This window comes from Rathayibacter tanaceti, from assembly GCF_001634385.1.
Classification (GTDB): Bacteria; Actinomycetota; Actinomycetes; order Actinomycetales; family Microbacteriaceae; genus Rathayibacter; species Rathayibacter tanaceti.
The window spans coordinates 1-20,478 of the sequence record NZ_LIIN01000051.1; the positions used below are offsets into that span (position 1 = coordinate 1).

Here is a 20,478-nt window from a genome sequence, read left to right on the forward strand (position 1 = left end):
CGCGTCGGCCCACGGGTGGTGACCGCTCGCCTCGACGACCGCGAGGCTGCCGTGCGGCAGGAGCCCGGTGAGGGCGCCGAGGGCTGCCAGGTCCGTGAGCGGATCGTCCCCGCCTCCGACGACCACGGCCGCGCAGGTCAGCCGCCCGAGCGCCTCGCGGAGCGCTGCGGCCTCGGCGGGCGGCGCCGGTGGCTCCTGCCCGTCGTGCTCCTGCGCGGGGGTGGTCGGCGTCGATCCCGAGCCAGGCGGTGCCGGGGGCGATCAGGAGGAGGTGCGCGACGCTCCCCGGAGCCCGGGCGGCGGCGAGCAGGGCGGCCCGGCAGCCGGAATCGTGGGCGACGAGGTCGAGGTCGTCGACGCCGAGGTGCGTGCGCAGATCCTCGAGGTCGTCGGCGGTCGTGGCTGCGGAGCCGGCGGGCACCGCCTCCGAGCCGCCCCGGCCCCGGGGGTGCAGCACGAGGATGCGGCGGGTGCCCGCCACCGTGTCGAAGCAGCGGAGGTACGAGGGGTGCCGATCGGGTTCGCCGGGCACGACGACGAGGGGGCGGCCGGCGCCGTGCTCGTCGACGTGCAGGAGGGAGCCGTCGCGCGCCCGGTACCGCATGCCGTCCCCCTCCCCTCTCCGCTGGCAGCCTAGGGTCTGCGTGTCTCTAGGGTCTGCGCGTACCAAGGGTCTGCGCGCGCCGGGCCGCCGGTGCCGGCGGGAGCTACGGGGTGATCTCGCGGCGGCTGCGTGCGGCGGGTGAGGCGAGCCCGGCGACCACGACGAGGGCGAGGACGAGGAACAGCGCGGTGAGCAGCCCGACGTGCTCGCCGAGGAAGCCGATGACCGGCGGGCCGACCAGGAAGGCGACGTAGCCGAGCATCGCGACCGCACTGACGCGCGCGGCCGAGTGCGGCCCCTCGGCGGCTGCCGACATGCCCACCGGGAAGCCGAGCGAGCAGCCCAGCCCCCAGGCGACTGCTCCGGCGATCACGAGCCCGTCGAGCGGGGCGAGGATGAACAGCAGGAGCCCGGCGATCGCGAGCAGGGCGGAGGCCTGCAGCACCGGCACGCGACCGAACCGGTCGAGCAGGGGGCCGCCGAGCACGCGACCGACGGTCATCGCGGCGACGAAGACGCCGAAGACCACGGCGGCGGTGGTCGTGTCGGCGCCGTGGCCGTCGACCATCGCGAGGGTCAGCCAGTCGTTCGCCGAGCCCTCGGCGAACGCCATCCCGAGCATGATCACCCCGATCAGCACGAGCCGTCCGTCGCGCCAGACGCTCAGGGAGGCGGCGACCCGCTCGCGCATCGGCGGTGCGACGCTGGTGAGCGCACCGGCCGTGTCGAGCGCGTCGCGCACCGGGACGAAGCGGATCGCGACGAGCGCGGTCGCCACGACGATCACGGCGATCGCGCCGAGGTGGACCACCACGGGCACGGCGAGGGCCGAGGCGCCGGCGCCGATCAGCGCGCCCGCGACGGTGCCGAGGCTGAAGAAGGCGTGGAACAGGGGCAGCAGGGTCTTGCCGAAGGCCGCCTCGTTGGCGGCGCCCTCGACGTTCATCATCACGTCGACCGCTCCGTTGCCGAAGCCCAGCAGCGCCATCCCGGCGAAGGCGAGGGGGAGGACGCCCAGAGTGCCCGCGGCGACGCCGAGCAGGGCCAGCCCCGTCGCGCAGACGGTGAGGCCGATCACCATGCCGCGGCGGGCGCCGACCGCGCTCATGATCGCGGTCGAGAGCGCGAGGCCGGTGATCGCTCCGATCGACATCGAGAGGATCAGCAGGCCCACTCCGGAGGTCGAGAGATCGAGCTCGTCGCGGATGGCCGGGGTGCGGGAGACCCAGGTGGCGATCGAGATCCCGCTGAGCACGAAGATCGTGAAGACGGCGTTGCGCCAGGCGACGAGTTGCGGGCGGGTGAGCGCGGACGTCGCGGTCATGGCGGTTCTCCTGGGAGAGAGCGGGATCCGGGGCGGCGGCCAAGGATCGAGAAGCGCTGTCGAATCGATTCGAGGCGGATCGGTCTAAGCTATCCGGAACCCCCGGGGACGGTCAACCGCGCAGCACCGCGCCGAGCCCCGACGAGGAGGACCGTGGAACCGCACAAGAGCCCCCGCCCGACGCTCGCCCGCGTCGCGAGCAGAGCCGGCGTCTCGCCCTCGACCGCCTCCCTGGTCTTCAGCGGCGCGGGCCCCGTCTCGGACGCGACGAAGGAGCGGGTGCTGCGGGCCGCTGCCGAGCTCGACTACGCCGGCCCCGACCCGAGGGCGCGCTCGCTCCGCCGCGGCCGCTCGGGGATCGTCGGCGTCGTCGTGGACGAGCGGGTGCTGCACGCGTTCCGCGACCCGATCAAGATCGCGATGCTCGATGGGATCGCCGATGTGCTCGGCGGCATCGACGCGGGGATCCTGCTGCTCACCGAGACCGGGGACGGCTCGGGGCTGCTGGCCACGGCGCCGGTGGACGCGACGATCCTGGTGGCGTGCAGCCCGTCGATCGACGACTCCGTCGCTCTGCTGCGCCGCCGCGGCGTGCCCGTGGTCGTCGTTGAGGGCGCCTCGGTGCTCGGCGGCGCGGTCGTCTCGCTCGACAACCGCGCGGCGAGCCGCACAGTGGCCGAGCATCTGCGCGAGCTCGGCCACGAGCGGGTCGGAGTCGTCTCCCTCCCGTTCGCGAAGGACCGTCGTCGCGGCCCCATCCCTGCCGAATGGCGCTCGAGCCCGAGCATCACCCCGGTCGACCGGCTGCTCGGTGTGCAGGACGTGTTCCCCGACGGACGGGTCGTGGCGGCCGCGGCGAGCACCGTCGAGGAGGGGATTGTCGCGGGCCGAGCCCTGCTCGATGCGGCCCGAGCGCCCACTGCGATCGTGGCGCAGAGCGACCTGCTCGCTGCGGGCGTGATCCTGGCCGCGGAGGAGCGGGGGCTGCGCGTGCCGCAGGACGTCTCCGTCGTCGGCTTCGACGGGGTGCAAGTACCGGGCCTCGCCGCCGAGTACGACCTCACGACGATGGCGCAGCCCGCGGTCGAGAAGGGCCGCGCGGCGGGGCGAGCGGCGATCGCGCTCCTGGCCGGGGAGGAGGCCGAGACGGTCTGCTTCCGGGCCACGTTCCACCGCGGCAACACGAGCGCGCCGCCCCGCTGAGCCTGCGGATTCTCCCCAGGGTTGTCCACAGCCCGTTCGGCTCGGTCAGCGCAGCCAGACGTCGCTGCGCACGCGCAGGCCGAGCGTGAGAGCGCGGGCGCCGAGGTACCCGACCGCGAACGCCAGCCAGAGGGCGAGCAGGCGCCACTCCTCCGCCGCCGCGGGGGCGAGCAGGGCCAGCGGCGCGAAGACCGCGAGGTTCACCAGTCCGCTCAGGGCGAGGTAGCGGCCGTCTCCGGCGCCGATCAGCACGCCGTCGAGCACGAAGACGAAGCCCCCGAGCGGAGCGGTGAGACCCACGACCGCGATCGCCGCGGGCAGCAGGCGCAGCACCTCCGGATCGCTCGAGAAGACGTACGGGAGGACACCACTCAGACCGGTTACCACGATGCCGAGGACGACGCCGGTGGCAATTCCCCAGGTCACACAGCGTTTCGTCACCGCGCGCGCACGCTCCCTGTCGCCAGCGCCGAGGAGGCGTCCGAGCAGCGCCTGGGCGGCGATCGCCACGGCGTCGAGGGCGAAGGCGACCGTCGAGAACAGCGTCATCGCCACCTGGAAGGCGCCCAGCTCCTCCGCCCCGAGCGAGGTGGCGGTCGCCACCGCGAGCAGGATCGCCGCGCGCAGGCTCGCGGTGCGCAGCAGCATCCAGCCGCCCGAACCCGCCGACGAGACGAGGCCCGCGACGTGCGGCCGGAGCGGGGCGCCGACCCGCCGCGCGAGCCGCAACGCGACGGCCGCGTAGGCGGCGAACATCGCCCACTGGGCGATCACCGTGCCGAGTGCCGAGCCGGTTATCCCCAGGCCGGCGGGGTAGATCAGCACGGCGTTGAGGGCGGCGTTGAGAGCGAATCCGCCGGCCGCGATCACGAGCGGAGTGCGGGTGTCCTGGTAGCCGCGGAGCAGGCCGGTGAGCGCGAACACACCGAGCATGGCGGGGATCCCTGCCATGCTGACGGCGAGGTAGCGCACCCCCGCCTCGGCGACGTCGGGCTCGGCTCCGAACAGTGCGACGACTCCCGGAGCGGTCAGCGCGCCGACCACGCCGATGACCGCACCGAGCAGTAGCGCCAGCCAGCCGCCGTCGATGCCCGCGGCCACCGCACGCCGCTCGTCGCCCTCGCCGAGTGCGCGGCCGACCCGAGGGGTCGTGCTGTAGGCGAGGAACACCATCAGCCCGACGATCGTCTGCAACACAGCGCCGCCGAGGGCGAGGCCGGCCAGCGGGACGGCGCCGAGGTGGCCGACGAGGGCGGAGTCGGTCAGGAGGAACAGCGGCTCGGCGATCAGCGAGCCCAGCGCCGGGACCGCCAGCCGCAGGATGCTGCGGTCGAGAGAGGAGGTCACCGCTCGACGCTAGCGCCCAGCGGAGCGGCGCAGGATCCCCGGAGTGCCCGCCCCGAGGGTTCGGGGGCGGCTCCTGCGGGGTCGGGGCCCCTGTTCGAGTGCAGGCGAAACGAGTCTTCCTCCCCTGCGCAGGCACGACGCGGCGCCGCGCCTAGCCTGGCGGCCTGTTCGCCCCTCCCCGGGCGAGCGCTTCTGATGCCCTGCGGAGTGACCCCCATGTCCCGTGCCCGAACCGCGTTCACCGTGACCGCCGCGCTCCTCGCAGGCATCCTGGTCGCCCCCACCGGAGCGAGCGCCGCCGTGCCGGGAACGGTCCTCGTGACCGGCTTCGAGAGCGGAACCGCGGCGCCCTCGGCTCTGACGGGGAGCGCCTCCGCGGCGGTCTCGGCCGAGAGCACCGAGGGCGACTCGTCGCTCGAGGTCTCGTACGACGTCTCGGGCGGCCTCGTCGAGCTCGGCTACGACCCGATGCAGGCGCCCGCGATCCCGACGCCCGTCTCGGCGCTCACCGTCGACCTGCGCGGCGACGGAACCTACAACACGGTCTACCTGAGGGTCCGCGACTCCAGCGGCGAGACGTCGGTGCACCGCGTCGACGCGATGCGGTCGACGGACTGGCAGACGCTGAAGGTCGACCTCACGGCCGAGCCCGTCGCCCGCGACGGCGGCGACGGCAACGCCGTGCTCGACGCCCCCCTCACCCTCGCCGGCGTGCTCGTGGTGCGCAACGGCGAGCAGCCTCCGACAGGGACCTTCGCGCTGGACGACCTACGTGCGGACACCACCGGCTGGACCCTGCCCGTCGCCGTGTCGAGCTACGTCTCGCCGCAGGCCGGGGAGAGTGCCGGGATTGCGTTCGAGGCGGGCGGCCCCGGCGACTGGGAGCTGCGCCTCGAGGACCCGGCTGGACTCTCGCGCACCCTGACCGGCACCGCAGAGGCGGCCGGCGGGATCGCCGTCGACTGGGACGGACTCGACGACGAGGGCGCTGCGATGGCCGGGGACGTGCGCGCAGTGCTGCGCCAGGACGACTCCGCAGACGGCGCGCTCGGCGGCGGCACGACCACCGGTGTGCCGCTGCTCCTGACCCTGGCCGAGGCCGACGACCCCGACTCCACCTCCCTGGTCGAGGCCTTCGACGGCGGCGACGAGGGCTGGGGCGTCGCCCTGGGCTCCGCGACTCTGCGCCGCGCCACCGAGCCGGCGGCGAAGGGCGGCGCCATCCGCACCGAGGGAGCCGACGCGCTGGCGGTCGACTACGACCTCTCGGAGGGGATGGCCGGCATCACCCGTACCGTGCCGCTCGACGTCGCCACCGGCCCGGTCACGGGCCTGAAGGTCGACCTCAAGGGCGACGGCAGCTACAACACCGTCTACCTCAGGGTCGCCGACGCGACCGGCGAGGCCTTCACCTACCGGATGGACGCCATGCGGCACTCCACCTGGACCACCGTGCCGATCGACCTGACCCAGGACCCAGTGCTCGCCGAGGGCGGCAACGCCGACTCCGTGCTCGATCTGCCGCTGACGCTCTCCGGCTTCTCCGTGGTCCGCAACGGCGAGCAGCCCGCGACCGGGACGTTCCTGCTCGACAATCTGCGCGCTGTGAGCAGCCGGTGGACGATGCCCGAGTCCGACGTGGAGTTCCTGGTGCCCTCCGAGGGCGGCGCCGCGAGCCTCGGCTTCACGGCGGCGTCGGCCGGCGACTGGATGATCGTGCTCCGCGACGGGAGCGGCCGCAGCCGGACGGTCACCGGCACGCTCACCACGCCGGGCGAGAACGCCGTGCAGTGGGACGGCACGGCCGATGACGGCGAGGAGATGGACGGGCCGATCCGCAGCATGTTCCTCCAGGACTCCACGCCCGACGGCGAGTTCTCGGCGTCGCGGACCCGCTCGGCGACTCCGACCCTGCTCACCGTCGCCGCGGCGCAGCCCTCGACGACCAGCGTGGTCGAGGGCTTCGAGGCGGCTGCCTCGACCTGGAGGGTCGCGATGGGCTCCGCGACGATCTCGCGCACCAGCGCCCAGAAGACCCAGGGCTCCTACGCCCAGCGGATCGACTACGACGTCTCGTCCGGGCTGGTCGAGACCGTGCAGAACACCCCCGCGACCATGCTGACCAAGCCCGCCAGCGCGCTGCGGATCGATTTGAAGGGCGACGGCACCTACAACACGGTCTACGCGCGCCTCCGCGACGCCTCCGGCGAGACCTTCACCTACCGCCTCGACGCCATGCGCTCGACGGCCTGGGCGACGATCGACGTCGACCTCACCGCTCCGGCCGCGCTCGTCGAGGGCGGCGACAGCGACCACGTGCTCGACATGCCGGTGAAGCTCTCCGGCGTGATCGTCGTGCGCAATGGGAGCCAGCCGGCCACCGGCACCGTCGTGCTCGACAACCTGCGCACACTCGCGTCCGGCTGGTCGCTGCCGACCGCGGCGACGTCCTTCTTCACCCCTGCCCCCTCGGCGAGCACCTCGCTCTCGTTCACGGCGGGCGGCCCCGGCGACTACCGCCTCGAGCTGCGCGACAAGGAGGGGCGCCTGAAGACGATCACGGGGCGCGCCGCGGCCGCCGGCGCCGTCTCGGTGCCGTGGGACGGCTCCGACGACTCGGGCACCAGGATGCGCGGCGACATCAGCGGTGTCTTCGGTCAGGACGGAGTGAACGACGGCACGCTCGCCTCGAACGCGACCCGGAGCGGGATCCCGCTGCTGCTGACCGTCGCCGAGGTGGACGCCGACGCGAGTCTCGCGCAGTCGTTCGATGCGGCCGGTACCGACTGGATGCAGGCGGCGGGGAGCGCGACCCCGTCGACCTCGACGACCCGCACCGAGGGCTCGGGGGCGCTGCGGATCGCCTACGACCTCACGAGCGCCGACGCCGAGATCGAGACCCGCGCGACTCCGGTGCCGCTGCTGACGCAGCCGGCCACGGCGCTCAAGGTCGACCTGCTCGGCGACAGCAGCTGGAACACGGTGTTCCTGAAGCTGCGCGATGCGACCGGCGAGATGTTCTTCTACCGGGTCGACGCGATGAGCCTCAGCCGCTGGACGACCGCGACCGTCGACCTCCGCTCGCCGGCCGCGACCACGCACCTGGGCAATGACGACGGCGTGCTCGACTACCCGGTCTCGCTGGTGCGGATCAACGTGGTCCGCAACGGCCCGTCGGCTCCGGCCACGGGCACCGTCGTCCTCGACAACCTGCGCGTCCTCGATAAGGACTGGACTCTGCCGGCCGCGAGCGCGCCCCGCTTCTCGCGCGAGAACGCGGCGACCACCGCCGTCCGCTTCACGGCGGGCACGCCCGGCGACTACGCGCTCGTGCTGCGCGACAGCGCAGGCCGCACCCGCACCTTCGGAGGCACCGCGGCCTCGGCCGGCGAGATCGCCGTCGCCTGGGACGGCACCGACGACCGCGGCGCCGGGATGTCCGGAAGCATCGCCGGCCGCCTGACCTGGGATGCGACTCCCAACGGCTCGCTCACCGGAGCCGCCACGGCGACCCGGCCCTACCTCACCGGAGTGAGCGCCCGCGCCACCGAGGCGGCGCCGCGCTCGATCAGCGGGATCAACAGCTTCCTCACCGAGCAGGACTCGCCCGTCGAGGTCGACCGGCAGGCGGCGCTGCTCGAGGACGCGCAGGTGCGGTGGGCCCGCGAGGAGTTCGAGTGGAAGCGCGTCGAGCCGCGGAAGGGCTACTACGACTGGGCCAAGTTCGACCAGGCGGTCGCGGTCAGCCAGGCGCGCAACGTCGACATGATCGGCAAGCTGGTCTACTCGGCGCCGTGGGCCTCCTCGGCTCCAGCGGGAACGCCCGCCGAGGACGCGCAGTACTACCCGCCGCGCAGCACCGCCGACTTCGCGTCGTACGCTGCGGCGACCGTCGCCCGGTACAAGGACCGCGTGCACGTCTGGGAGGTGTGGAACGAGCCCAACACCGACTACTACTGGCGTGGAGGAGCCACGGCCGCCCAGTACGGCGAGCTGTTGAAGGCCGCCCACACGGCGATCAAGGCCGTGGATCCGACCGCGACGGTGCTGGTGGGCGGGCTGGACCAGTTCAGCGACCCGTTCATGCGAGGCGTGCTCTCGGCCGGGGCGGGCGACTCCTTCGACGGGCTCGCCGTGCACACCTACACCGTCGACGGCGCCCCCGAGACCGGAGCGATCCCCACCTACCTCGACGCGGCGCAGTCGTTCCTCGACCGCAGCGCACCGGGACGGAGCCTGTGGATCACCGAGGTGAGCTGGGCGACCTGCACCACCTGCGTCGGAGCGACGAGCGAAGCGGACCAGGCGTCCTACCTCTCCCGCTCCTACCTCGACGCGGCCGCCCGCGGGATCAAGGGCATCGCCTGGTACAACCTCGTCGGGGGCAGCAACCCGCAGGAGCCGCTCGACACCTTCTCGGTGACCGAGCGCTCCGGGAGGCTGAAGCCCTCGTACACGGCGCTGAAGGAGGTGGGAGCCATCCTCGCGGCGGGCACCGCTGTCGGCCGGGCCGGTGCGACCGCCTCCGCCTCCTCGGTGCTGGTCGACGACCTCGCCTCGACGAGCGGATACGTCGTCGCGCCGATCGGCGGCGGCAGCGCCTCGCTCGCCGCCACCTCGGCCGGCTACTCCGGTGCCGGCGCGCTGACGCTGACCTACGACTTCTCCGGCTCGTCGAAGGGGGCGCAGATCCACTCGTCGCGCACCCTGCCCGGCTCGCCCACAGCGGTCTCGGTGCAGGTGCGCGGAGACGCGAGCACCAGTCCGGTGTACCTCAAGCTCAAGGACGCCACCGGAGAGACCTTCCAGGGCCTCGTGGGCAACGTCGGCGGCTCGGCCTGGCAGAGGATGACCCTCTTCTCGGACGGGCTGAACCCCAACTACACGCACTCCGGCGGCGACAACGATGGAGTCTGGGACTACCCGGTCACGCTGGTCGACACCTTCGTCTACACGTCGATGTCGGGAGTCACCTCCGGCTCGGTCACGATCGACGACGTGACGGCCGACTACGGGGTGAACGTGCACGGCACGGTGTTCCAGACGCCGACCGAGACGGTGCAGGCGCTCTTCACCGCGGCTCCCGCCAGCGCCTCAGTGCAGGTGTCGGGAGCGGCGGCCTCGGTGAGGACCGCCGCGGGCCGCACGCCACTCGCTGTCGCGGACGCTCATGCGACGGCGGGCCTCGGCCGCACGCCGACGTTCGTCGCCTCGGCACCGGGGGTGACCCGCTCCGGCGGCTCGACCTCGCTCGACTGGATGACCGGCGACGGCGCGACGACCAGCGTCGCGGTGCTCACCGCCGGGGGCTCGGTGGCGAAGCAGCTCACGACGTCGGTCCGCTACCTCGCGGGCCGGCAGGTGCTCGCCTGGGACGGACGCCTGACGAACGGCACCGTCGCTCCCGCCGGCTCCTACAGCATGCGCATCACGACGACGACGTTCGACGGGCGCGCCATCGTGCAGAAGGTGGGTTTCACCCAGCCGTGACGTCAACGTCGGTCGTGCACGACGGCGGTCGCTCGCGGACGAGGATGCTTGTTGAGGGCGCCGTCGGATCTCGATGGATGAGAGTCCGCTCAGGCTCGCCGTCTGTGACCGGTCTGCGACATTCTCTCGGCCATTTTCCTGCCAGTGTTGGGCTGCTCCTCAGGGTGAGGCTGCTTCATGTCTCTGGGGGTCGTGTGGCTCGTCGTCGCGTCCGCTTGCTGGTTGTTCCTGTTCTGGCAGGACTACTAAGCGCTGTTCTGACCGTCACGAGCGTCGATGCGGCGTCCGCGACGGCGATGACGCAGATCTCTGCGGAGCTCAGTGCTGAGCAGGCCGCAGCGGCGGAATCCTCGGGAACGGCTGACCTCGATGAGGTGCCGCTGGAAGCGTCCGATCCTGCCGCGCCCCCGGCGCTCTCTGCGCTCGTGCCGGAGGACGGCGACGTTCCGGTCGGGGATGCCACTGCTCAGCCGACGGAGGAGCCGACAGCGACGTCCACGGCCGTGCCGACCGAGGGAGCGTCCCCGGGTGATGTCGACGACTTCGACGCGTCGACGGCGACGGTCGTTGATCGGGACGAGTTCACGACCACATATGCGTTCGGTAACAGCCAGCAGGTCACGGATGTCTCACTGACGCCGTCCGCGGTGGAGACGAGCAAGGGCGAGTGGGTTCCCGTTGAGACGGAGCTCGAGACGACTGGTCCGGCTTCGTGGTTGGGGCAGGGCGGTGCCGAGGTGGACGTGCACCCGCTCGAGCCGTCCTTTGCTGAGCACGCCGATGATGCGCCTGTTCTGTCGATGAACAGGGGCGGCCACTCGATCGGTTTCACTCTTCGCGGAGCCGACCACAGCGTTCTCGAGCGTGATCTTTCTCCGTGGGCGGACAGCTCGGCAAAGAGTCACCTCGAGTACAAGGACGTCTTCAAGGGCGTCGACCTGGTCTACGACGTCGAGACGTCGAACGTGAAGGAGAATCTGCGCCTGGAGAGTGCCCCTGAGGCGGGTAAGGCGTCATGGACGTGGGAGGTCGATGCTCCCGGACTCGCTGCCGCAAAGGATGATCTGGGGAACATCGTCTTCTCGGATCAGTCCGGTGCCACAGTCTTCGCTATGCCCGCTCCGATTCTCTGGGACTCGTCGGGTACCGAGAAGAAGGCCGATGCGGACGCTGAAGGGGCCGTCGCCCTCGTGCAGGAGGGTTCGAAGACCCTGCTGACGATCAGCGCGTCGCAGGCGTGGCTGCACGACCCCAAGCGCGTCTATCCCGTGTACGTGGATCCCACGACGGAGACGACCATCAAGGACGTCGCGGCTTTCAAGTCGAATGGGCAGACCAACAGTGGAATGACGCAGGTCGGTAACACCAATTCGAATGGAGTCTGGCGGTCGATCGCGCACTTCAACTACGAGTCGGTCGTCGCAGGCAAGCAGGTCGTGGGCGCGAACATCGGCGTGACGAACATCGTCGACGGGACGACCGGAACCTACGCAGGGGGCGTCCACGACGTCACCTCGTATGGCTTCAACGGCGCTGGTGTCCAGCTCGCGTCCCTGTCGATCTCGGAGCGGGGTGGTGAGACGGGCTGGGACGGCAGGCTTGGGTCCAAGCTCGCCGAGTGGGCTCGCAACGGTGTATCCGGGGGCAATCTGCTCATTGGCGGTGATGAGCGCGGAGGGGTGTACTCCTACCGCTGGATCGACGTGCACCTGTGGCTCGAGACGAAGGACTTCCCGCGCGCGGGGTGGAACCCGCTTCCGGCCGACAAGCTGGAGAATCAGACCCTGACCCCGACGCTTCACGCGGACGCCGAGTACGATCCCACCACGAGTGGTCTGGATCATCTCTACCGCGTGAGCACCAACCCGAACCCAGAAATCAGTCCCATTTACGACACCGGCTGGGGAGCGGGAGCTGACCAGAAAATTCCTGCGGGCTACCTCAATCCGAACACCTGGTACTACTGGCATACCTTTGTGAAGGACAATGCCGATGGCTATTACGGTACGTCTACGGTCGCAGTGAGTCAGACCTGGAGTTTCAAGACCACCGACCCCCCTGTTCCCCAGCAGAGCACGACAAGTCCCTCGGACAAGTCGGTCATCGTGTCCACGACGCCGCGACTGCAGGTCGGCGCGATTGGGAACGCGAACCTGAAGGAGTACGCCTTCCGGATCGCCACGGGCGCCGACGCGACGACCGGACAGGTCGCGACCTCCGGCTGGCGGACCGATCCGTGGTGGGATGTGCCGCCCTCGATCCTGCAGGACGGCTCTACGTACACGTGGACCGTGCTGACTCGAGACAAGTCGAACAACGAGTGGGGACCCTTCTGGGTCAACCGACTGACCGTCAACCAGCGCATCACTAACTCCGGTCCTGCCCCGACCGACTCCGCCGGCCCCGCCACGGTGAATCTTGCGAACGGCAATGTCAGCATGGGCTTCAGTTCCCCGACGGTCGCGACCATCGGTGGTGACATCGGTATGAGCTTCACTTACAACTCGAAGAAGACCGTGAACAACGGCCTCACCGGCCGGTACTACAACTACACCGGCACAGGAGTCCCGCCGTCCGACTTCTCCGGCACGAACATCAAGCAGATCCTCCAGCGCACCGACTCCCAGCTGAACTTCGACTGGGGAGGAGGCTCGCCCGGTGACGGCGTGAACAGCGACAACTTCATGGCTCGCTGGAGCGGTTTCCTCCGTGTCCCTGACGCCGGCCCGTGGGAGTTCGCGACCAGCCGCGATGACGGTGTCATCGTCACGGTCGGAACCGCGAACGGCGGCGCCGGAACCAAGGTGGTCGACCGGTGGGACGCAGCTCATCAAGATCCCGTGTGGGGAGGCGCAAGCGCCACCATCACTGGTGCGGTCCCGATCGACGTAAAGTACTTCGAGCAGGCGACCGACGCCAGCCTCAAGCTCTACATCCGCAAGGTCGGAACGACCAGCGCATCGCTCATCCCCGCCGACTGGGTCACAGCGACCCGGTCTGTCCTCCCCGGCGGGTGGAGCGGCTCGACACCCCTCGTCGGAGACCTGCAGACCTACGCGAAGGCCGAGGTGAAGGAAGGGTCCATCGTCTTCACCGACATCGACGGCGACACCCACACCTACACGAAGAAGTCTGCCGGTGGATACTCCGCACCTGCTGGCGAGTCCGGCGTCGCCGCGATCGACGCCAACGGAGCAGCCTCTCTTGCCGACGGCGCCGGCGTCGTCACGGTCTTCAACAGAGACGGCGCGGTCTCCGCCGTGACCAGCCCCGACGACACCAAGAAGCCCACCGCGCCCGTCGTCTCGTATCGGGCCGACGGTCTCGTGGATCGCATCTCGGACCGGCTCTCCGGCAGCACCAGCGGCTCCACTACCACCTATGCCCGCAGCGTCCGCTTCATCTATCAGGGCGACACTGCCGCCAGCCTCGGCCTCGACACCGGCGAGAACTGGCCCGGCACTCAGAACCTCTGCCCAACGGATTCGAGCTCGACTTCGGCCTATGTGGCGGCGCCGACCGGGATGCTCTGCCGCATCCTCTACCCGAACCACACCGCGAACTCGTTCATCAACGACACCGCGCTGCTCTACGACGCCTCCGGCAACCTCGTCCGCATCAACGACCCCGGCAACGAAGTCACTACCTTCGTCTACGACGGCAGCGGACGCGTGACCGCAGTGCGCGACAGCCTCTCCAACGACTGGATCACCAACGTCTCTCCCGGAAGCAGCGGGCTCGCCACCACTCGCACGGAGATCTCGTACGACAGCGCCGGGCGCCCCGTAACTGTCACGCTCCCTGCACCTGATGGAGTCACGCAGTCGACGCGCCCGAGCAAGACCTACAACTGGCCAGCAGCGGGAGGTGACACGACCACCGTCGATGTCGCCGGACTCACCGTCCCCAACTCGGGCACATCGAACGGCCACGCGGTCACCGTCAAGTACGACTCGGCCTACCGAACGCTCAGTTCGAAAACGGCCTCCGGCCTGGAAAGCCTCACCGAATGGACGAGTAGCGACCTTCAGCTGTCGTCGACAAACCCGCAAGGTCTCAAGTCGACCGTCTTCTACGACTACGCCAACCGTCCGTACGACAATTACGGACCCGCGCCGACCGCCTGCTTCGCCGGCAATAAGCCCACCTCCAGCTGCTCGGGCACTGGGCACTCCACGACGACTTACGACGGTGACCTCAACGGACTGTCGGCGAGTTACTACGGCAACAACCAACTCTCCGGCGTGCCCGTCGGTTACGGCCTTGGTCAGGAAAGCACCGGAAAGATTGCCGTGGATTGGGGAGCCGGAGCGCCGGCCGGAATCAGTAGCGACCAGTTCTCCGCCCGATACACCGGCAGCATCACCATTCCCACCGCCGGCGACTGGTATTTCAAAACCATCGCCGACGACGGCACGCGCCTCTGGATCGACAACGTCTCAAGATCGACGATTGGGTTTCGCAGTCGCAGCACTGGTCGGTCCCAGGCCGCATCCACACCGACGCCGACAACACCGTCCTCCCCATCCGCCTCGACTACCTCGACAACGGTGGAGACGCACACCTCGAACTCAACTGGTCACAGTCCCCGAACACCGACTTCACCTGGGTTCCCGGCGCACAGATGAAACCTGACTACGGCCTCACCACTTCAACGACCACCGATGACAAATTCTCGGTTTCAAATACCATGAGCGATGGAACCAGCGCACCGAACGGCGTCGCTGCATCAACGTCCGCGGTGAGCTCGTCGACGGTGTCTACAAACTACGGAAGCGAGCCGTGGCTCGGGCTCTCCACCTCAAGCACGGTCGACCCAGCCGGGCTTGCCCTCAGCACCAAGACTGATTACGAGACCGACGGCTATAACCGCCGCACCGGGAAAACCCTCCCTGCGGCCACGTCAGCCGGAGCAACCGCCGCCAGCGCCGGAACGACTTTCGCCTATTACGGCGATAAGGACACTTACGGCCCCGCTCTCGGTACTACGTCCGCGGTCTGCGGTCTTGCACTGACCACCCCTCAGTTCGGCATGCTGAAGCAGACCACTAATGCGAAATATGGTGGATCTGCAAATTCCGTCAGCACTCAGTACATATACGACATCATGGGGCGCGTCGTGGGCGCAAAGCAGTCGGGCGACAGCGCGTGGACCTGCACTACCTATGATGCCCGCGGGCGCAATGCCGCCGTCGCTTACCCGAAAACCGGAACGATCGCTGCTCGAACGGTTACTACAAGTTACACTAGTGATGGGACGTCATCGGGAGACCCGCGCACAACAGCGGTGACGGACTCGTCGATAGCCGCGTCACCAACCGCTGGGAAGGTCACGACCACGACCGACCTTCTCGGCCGAGCCGTCAGCTATGCCGACGTTTGGGGTCTAACTACGGCAACCACCTACGATCTCGTCGGCAATGTCATTCAGACCCAAACTAAGAAAATATCGTCCATCGTCTCCGTACAAACTTTCGAGTATGACCTTGATAGTCGCGTCACGAGGGTCAAGCGCGGTGGTGCCGACCTTGCCACCGTCACCTACGGACCCGCAGACGCCGCCTCACTGCTGGACCGCGGCCAAGTCACCGCGGTGAGCTACCCAGCAGCTAGTGCCGGAAACGGTACCAATCTAGGTAGTATCGTTCGGAGCAATCGGACGGGAGCACAAGTGGGCCTTACGTGGAATTTCCCGGCAGGAAGAACCTCGAATTTGACTGACACTGTGTTGCGTTCTCAATCTGGACGTATTGTTCAAGATACGATTACAGATGCAGGTAACCTATCTCAGGCGAACTACAACTTCGACGCGGCAGGACGCCTGATTAAGGCGATAATTCCGAACCATAATCTTACTTACGGATACGGTGACTCGTCCTGCAATACGGCCAGCTATCCAGGCGCTATTGTCCGCGCTGGAAAGAACGGAAACCGCACAAGCTACACCGACGTCGCCACGCTCCCCACAGGGACGGCAACGACCACAACTGCGTACTGCTACGACTCCGCCGATCGGCTTCTGGGCTCGACAATTTCTAGTGGCGTAGCTGCAACTGGTGCGAACGCGGTGGCCGACGGACTGAGTAGCTCGGAGGTCAAGTACGACGAGGGCGGAAACACTGTCACGCTCGGTGATGAAGCAATGACCTATGATGCCGCAGACCGACACCTTTCCACCGTCACACCTACTGGCGCGGCTACCTACCAGCGCGATGCCTTCGATCGAATTGTGTCCCGAAATCAGACCATCGCTGGAAACAGTTCCGAAGTTCGATACGGATTCGAAGGTGGGTCTGATACGCCGGACTTCATACTCGATTCATCGAATAATTTGATGGAAGAGATTGTTTCCCTCCCCGGTGGAGTTGTCGCTACTATTCCAGTGAGCGGATCAGAAATATGGGCATACCCCAACTTGCACGGTGACATCATCGTCACGGCCGACGGTGCAGGGGTAAGAGCGAAAAACTCTGCGGGCGCGCTGCTGCCGGCCGCTCTTTACGATCCTTATGGTCAGGTCGTGGATCCAACGACAAAGTTGATCGGCACCGTGGCTGCGGATGACTCGATTCCGAATACCCAGTCCCGTACTGATGCTGACTACGGCTGGCTTGGGCAGCACCAGAAGTTGTCGGAGCACATCGGAAGTATCAGCACAATTGAAATGGGTGCGCGTCAATATGTGGCTGCAATTGGCAGATTCCTCGAGGTCGACCCTGAAGAAGGCGGGGTTCAAAACGACTATGTATACCCGGTGGACCCGATCAACATGTTCGACCTTGACGGGCGCGCCTTCAATTGGGGTCTGGCAATTGATATCGGATTGACTGTGTTGATGTTCGTTCCCGGACTGGGTGCAGCAGCGGCTGTGGCGCGTGTTGCTGTAATCGCGGTGCGGGTGTATAAAGCAGCGGCGATGGTCGAGAGGGGAGGAGCAGCGGCGAATGCTCTAATTCGCACAGGAGTGCGGGCCAGTGGATTCCTCGGGCGCGTTGGTTCAAGAGTCGGTGGCCGGGTTTACACCGGTGCTACTCGTCGATCCGTTTCAAATAACGGTCGTGGTTACAACTACACTTCTCGAGATGGACTTCGTCAGTGGCGGTCTCCGCAGTTCAAACCGCTTCCACAGCGTCTCGGTGGTGGCTACCAGTGGACGTCGAATACCGGCTACTCTCGTACTGGTAATTTGAATCCCGGTAGCAATAACTTGCGTAACTTGCACATCTATCACGGAGGGTCCCGATGGAGGCCTTGATTGAGAAAATTGGTCCTGAAGAGTCGGCGAACGAGCGCGTAGGATATGTTACGTCCGGGGATATGAAGGGATCGTATATTCGTGGCCCGCATCATATCCCAAGTTTAGACGCAGGCGAAGCTTCAGACCTCTTCAGCTTCACATGGTGGGTAGAACCAATACGTGATGGTCAGCTGGAAATGGAGTACGCGCTTACCCGAGGTGATGCGCAGGGGATGCTCGAATCATGGATCGTGCGGTGGTCGCCGGCGGGTAGTGATGCCGCATCGATCATGTTCGACGATTTCCACTGGAGGTGGGCAGATATGCATGCACTTCGGCGGTTCACTGCCCCCCTTAGCCTATTAGGCAAGGGCGTTGCTGAGGCAGCGCTCAACAGTCGGAAGGCTGCTTACCAGAAGATTCACAGTACGAGATATGCGGCTAGCCTCGCAATGGATCTAGTACAGGGTGGCATGTCAACCTTTCCTGCTAAACGAGATCTGTTAGATTGGGATCCGGGTTGGCGAGAAGTAGCTGCATTACTACGGAGTAGGGGCTTATACCTCGCGGTTGTGCCTCGTAAGGGAGTGCTCTCGACAAAAGGGCTCGGCGAGATCAAGGCAGGGAATGGCGAGATCGACAAAACCCTCTTGCAGCTGATTAGCCCGGATGATGTGTCTGGTTTCAAGAAGAGACATAATATTAGGCGGCCGGCGCTACCCGATTGGGGCCTAGTAGGCCTTACAGGACTTCTTGCACCCACTCAGTTTTGTTTGGGAATTTCGTCCAGACCGTCTTTTCGCAATGCGATCTTGGACCTAGATCCCTGGTAGGTCTGACCAACGACGGGTTCCTGGAGATGACGAACGCGGCGCGCACCAGCCTCTGATAGCGGCCAACCGCGGCTATTCCAGTGTTGGTTGATTAGTGGCAGTGCCCGGCCACACCGGTGACCTGACGACGTTCTACTTCGGTCAGACGAATGACATCACCGTCCACGCGAGCGGGCACAAGGGCACCGACCGCTGCACCGGAGGATCGAGGGCGCATGGGCAGTACGCGGTCAGCGGGCGAACCGTCGTCGAGAGCCGTCGGACCCTCGGCGACACGTACGGCTACAGGATCAATGACGGCAACGGAGTCGTGTCGCTTCTCGGACACCTCCGCCCTCTGTCGGCCCTCACCGTCGGCCAGATCGTGCAGAAGGGTGACTTCGTCGGAGTCGCCGGCAGATCGGCACAGCCACCTGAGACCACGTGCACCTCGGCATCTACATCAACGGCGCCCCAACCGACCCGGTCACTCTCCTCAGCGTGACAGGACTGACAGCCCCGTCACGCTGCTGACTTCATGCACCAGACGAAGAGCCCCGACCCAATGCGGCTGGGGCTCTTCGTATGTCTCTGAACATCCGTCGATAGCGTCTCATGAGCATCGCCAACGTCCAGCGGTTCGAGGGAACCGCTGCAGAACCGTCGCCGCCGCGACGTCAGCGGCATGGTTCACTCATCCGCGTCCTCGTCGGGGGTGCGGAGAGTAAGCTCCCACGCGAAACGGACGACGCCAAGGGAGAACATGATCCCTGCCGACCAGATTATCCAGCCCCAACCCACATCGACGTCCGATATGCGCGAGACGTGGACGACGCAGATGATCACCGAAACGATGGCGAGTAGCGACGCAACGAGATTGAACATCTCCCGGCTGCGCTCTGACCGGGAGCTCGTTCGTCGCCCACGTGAGCGTCGAAGCCGGCCCGACTCGAGTCACAGAAGCAGAACGACCACACAGTTGGATCCGGAAGCCCCCAGCCATCGCTCGAATTACCCTTGGCCACCCGCGCGAAAGTGACAATCGGCGAGGGCAAGAGTATCTACCCCGACTCCCGCGATGCCGGTGATGCCGCGGTCGTCGAAGAGGCGGACGGCGACGTCGGCGACGAGGGGAGTCACGCGGAGAGCGGAGCGGCGCGCGTCCTGCCCTCGATCGTCGCGAGGAGCTGCCGCTCCCACCCGGCGATGTCGGGATGGGCGCGGCCCCACGTGCGCGCGAGCTGGCACGCGTGCGCGATGGCGTCGACCGACGCCGACTCCCACCAGTCCGTATCCTGCGTGGCGGCGAGGACGGTGCGGGCCGACCGCAGCTCGGCGGCGAGCCGGTTGAGCATCCAGCGCGTCTCGTCGGGGTCGTTCTTCGCACGCCAGAGAGCGTCGATGTACATCTGCGCGGTCAGATCGGCGAGGTGGTGCGCTGCGCGGACCGCGAGCGCGAGGTCGTCAGCGGCGGAGCTCGACGGGGTCACGGCGGCCGCCCCTCAGCCGAGGGCGAGGGTCCCGGTGAACGGGCCGGTGAGGGAGGCGATCGCCTCGACGTCATCGAAGGTCCCGAGCCGGGCGATGCCGTCCCAGTAGCCGACGTCGCCGTAATAGAGCACCAGGTCGCCCGACGGCGCCCAGAGACCGATGTCGCCGACCTCGGGGTCGTCGCCCGAGGGCATGCCCGCCATCGACGGCGGGGAGGCGAGCGGAGCGGTCTTCTCGACTGCGTTCAGATCGTCGAAGGCGAGCGTCAGCGGCAGCTGCTCGGCCAGGGCGCGGGCGGCCGGAGTGTCGTTCAGTCGGGCGGTGACGACGCGGTCGCCGACCGTCAGGGTCAGGGGTGTTCCGTCGGTGTCGGGCACGACGTCTCCATTCGCGAGATCCGAGAGTGAGGGCACGGTGCTCGACGGCGACGGGGGCGCAGCGGTCGGGGTGCTCCCGCTCGTGACGGCCCGCTCGGCCGTGGCGCACCCCGTCAGCGCGAGCACGGCGACAAGCGCCGGCAGGACGTGTCGTCGGTTCAGCATGGTCGCAGTCAAGCCGCGCCGACATCGCCCCGGGAGTCTCTGCCGAAGGGCGTACCGCCGGTACACCCCTCACCACGGAGGAGCGACCTACCGTGGACGCCATGGACAACCGAACCGAGGTCCGCGAGTTCCTCCTGTCACGACGGGCACGCGTCTCCCCCGCCGACGTCGGCCTCCCGACGGGCGGGAACCGCCGCGTCGCGGGCCTGCGCCGGGCCGAGTGGCGATGCTGGCCGACGTCAGCGTCGAGTACTACGCGAAGCTCGAGCGCGGCGACATCGCGGGAGCGTCCGCCGGCGTCCTCGAGGCGCTCTCGCGGGCGCTGCGCCTCGACGAGACCGAGCGGATGCACCTCCACCACCTCGCCCGCGCGGCCGACGGCCGCCCTGCCTCCGCCCGCCCTCGACGTCGCGCGAGCGGCGTCCAGC

The 20,478-nt window shown here is 67.9% G+C and carries 11 protein-coding genes and 1 pseudogene; 6 read left to right on the forward strand and 6 right to left on the reverse strand.

Features of this window, described 5'->3' with window-relative positions; genetic code table 11:
- Nucleotides 1-604 (reverse strand): alpha/beta fold hydrolase (locus ACH61_RS19310; RefSeq protein ID WP_153038818.1); only part of this gene is annotated, 604 nt, incomplete at its 3' end.
- A gap of 103 nt (nucleotides 605-707) precedes the next feature.
- Nucleotides 708-1,928, reverse strand: a complete 1,221-nt coding sequence (locus ACH61_RS07990) for an MFS transporter (RefSeq protein WP_068210788.1) — start codon at nucleotides 1,926-1,928, stop codon at nucleotides 708-710.
- Between the two features lie 153 nt (nucleotides 1,929-2,081).
- Here ACH61_RS07990 and ACH61_RS07995 point away from each other — a divergent pair, with 153 nt between their 5' ends.
- Nucleotides 2,082-3,131 (forward strand): LacI family DNA-binding transcriptional regulator, encoded by a 1,050-nt coding sequence (locus ACH61_RS07995; RefSeq protein WP_068210790.1) that lies wholly within the window; start codon nucleotides 2,082-2,084, stop codon nucleotides 3,129-3,131.
- A 45-nt stretch (nucleotides 3,132-3,176) separates the two neighbouring features.
- Here the strand turns inward: ACH61_RS07995 and ACH61_RS08000 are convergent, their stop codons facing one another.
- Entirely contained in the window at nucleotides 3,177-4,478 is a 1,302-nt protein-coding gene (locus ACH61_RS08000; protein ID WP_236713602.1) for an MATE family efflux transporter, read from the reverse strand.
- A gap of 216 nt (nucleotides 4,479-4,694) precedes the next feature.
- Here ACH61_RS08000 and ACH61_RS08005 point away from each other — a divergent pair, with 216 nt between their 5' ends.
- The 4 genes from ACH61_RS08005 to ACH61_RS08015 all read left to right on the forward strand — a co-directional run bounded on the left by ACH61_RS08005 (nucleotide 4,695) and on the right by ACH61_RS08015 (nucleotide 18,522).
- Nucleotides 4,695-9,968 (forward strand): endo-1,4-beta-xylanase, encoded by a 5,274-nt coding sequence (locus tag ACH61_RS08005; RefSeq protein WP_068210793.1) that lies wholly within the window; start codon nucleotides 4,695-4,697, stop codon nucleotides 9,966-9,968.
- A gap of 296 nt (nucleotides 9,969-10,264) precedes the next feature.
- Entirely contained in the window at nucleotides 10,265-14,596 is a 4,332-nt protein-coding gene (locus ACH61_RS08010; protein ID WP_068210796.1) for a PA14 domain-containing protein, read from the forward strand.
- Nucleotides 14,593-17,223, forward strand: coding sequence for an RHS repeat-associated core domain-containing protein (locus ACH61_RS16835; protein WP_153038819.1), 2,631 nt, complete (start codon nucleotides 14,593-14,595; stop codon nucleotides 17,221-17,223). Before ACH61_RS08010 ends, ACH61_RS16835 begins: the two co-directional genes overlap by 4 nt.
- Nucleotides 17,224-18,132: 909 nt before the next feature.
- Nucleotides 18,133-18,522 carry a peptidoglycan DD-metalloendopeptidase family protein gene (locus ACH61_RS08015; RefSeq protein ID WP_132504620.1) on the forward strand — a complete coding sequence of 130 codons (390 nt, stop codon included), beginning with the start codon at nucleotides 18,133-18,135 and terminating at the stop codon, nucleotides 18,520-18,522.
- Nucleotides 18,523-18,707: 185 nt separating this feature from the next.
- Here the strand turns inward: ACH61_RS08015 and ACH61_RS08020 are convergent, their stop codons facing one another.
- The 3 genes from ACH61_RS08020 to ACH61_RS16235 form a co-directional block, all read right to left on the reverse strand.
- On the reverse strand, nucleotides 18,708-18,902 hold the full coding sequence (locus tag ACH61_RS08020) for a hypothetical protein (protein ID WP_068210800.1): 195 nt from the start codon (nucleotides 18,900-18,902) through the stop codon (nucleotides 18,708-18,710).
- Between the two features lie 251 nt (nucleotides 18,903-19,153).
- Nucleotides 19,154-19,507 (reverse strand): hypothetical protein, encoded by a 354-nt coding sequence (locus ACH61_RS08025; RefSeq protein WP_068210802.1) that lies wholly within the window; start codon nucleotides 19,505-19,507, stop codon nucleotides 19,154-19,156.
- A gap of 12 nt (nucleotides 19,508-19,519) precedes the next feature.
- The gene (locus tag ACH61_RS16235; RefSeq protein WP_082845116.1) at nucleotides 19,520-20,050 is read right to left on the reverse strand and encodes a cyclophilin-like fold protein; all 531 of its coding nucleotides are present in this window, start codon (nucleotides 20,048-20,050) and stop codon (nucleotides 19,520-19,522) included.
- Between the two features lie 101 nt (nucleotides 20,051-20,151).
- Between ACH61_RS16235 and ACH61_RS08035 the strand changes: the two are divergent.
- Nucleotides 20,152-20,478: pseudogene (locus ACH61_RS08035) on the forward strand (helix-turn-helix domain-containing protein); the annotation flags it as partial.

Excerpts from the sequence above, each read along its gene's own strand:
- ACH61_RS07990 (WP_068210788.1), bottom strand. The coding sequence starts at position 1,928 with ATGACCGCGACGTCCGCGCTCACCCGCCCGCAACTCGTCGCCTGGCGC.
- ACH61_RS08020 (WP_068210800.1), bottom strand. The coding sequence starts at position 18,902 with ATGTTCAATCTCGTTGCGTCGCTACTCGCCATCGTTTCGGTGATCATC.
- ACH61_RS08005 (WP_068210793.1), top strand. The coding sequence starts at position 4,695 with ATGTCCCGTGCCCGAACCGCGTTCACCGTGACCGCCGCGCTCCTCGCA.
- ACH61_RS16835 (WP_153038819.1), top strand. The coding sequence starts at position 14,593 with ATGAAACCTGACTACGGCCTCACCACTTCAACGACCACCGATGACAAA.
- ACH61_RS08010 (WP_068210796.1), top strand. The coding sequence starts at position 10,265 with ATGACGCAGATCTCTGCGGAGCTCAGTGCTGAGCAGGCCGCAGCGGCG.
- ACH61_RS16235 (WP_082845116.1), bottom strand. The coding sequence starts at position 20,050 with ATGCTGAACCGACGACACGTCCTGCCGGCGCTTGTCGCCGTGCTCGCG.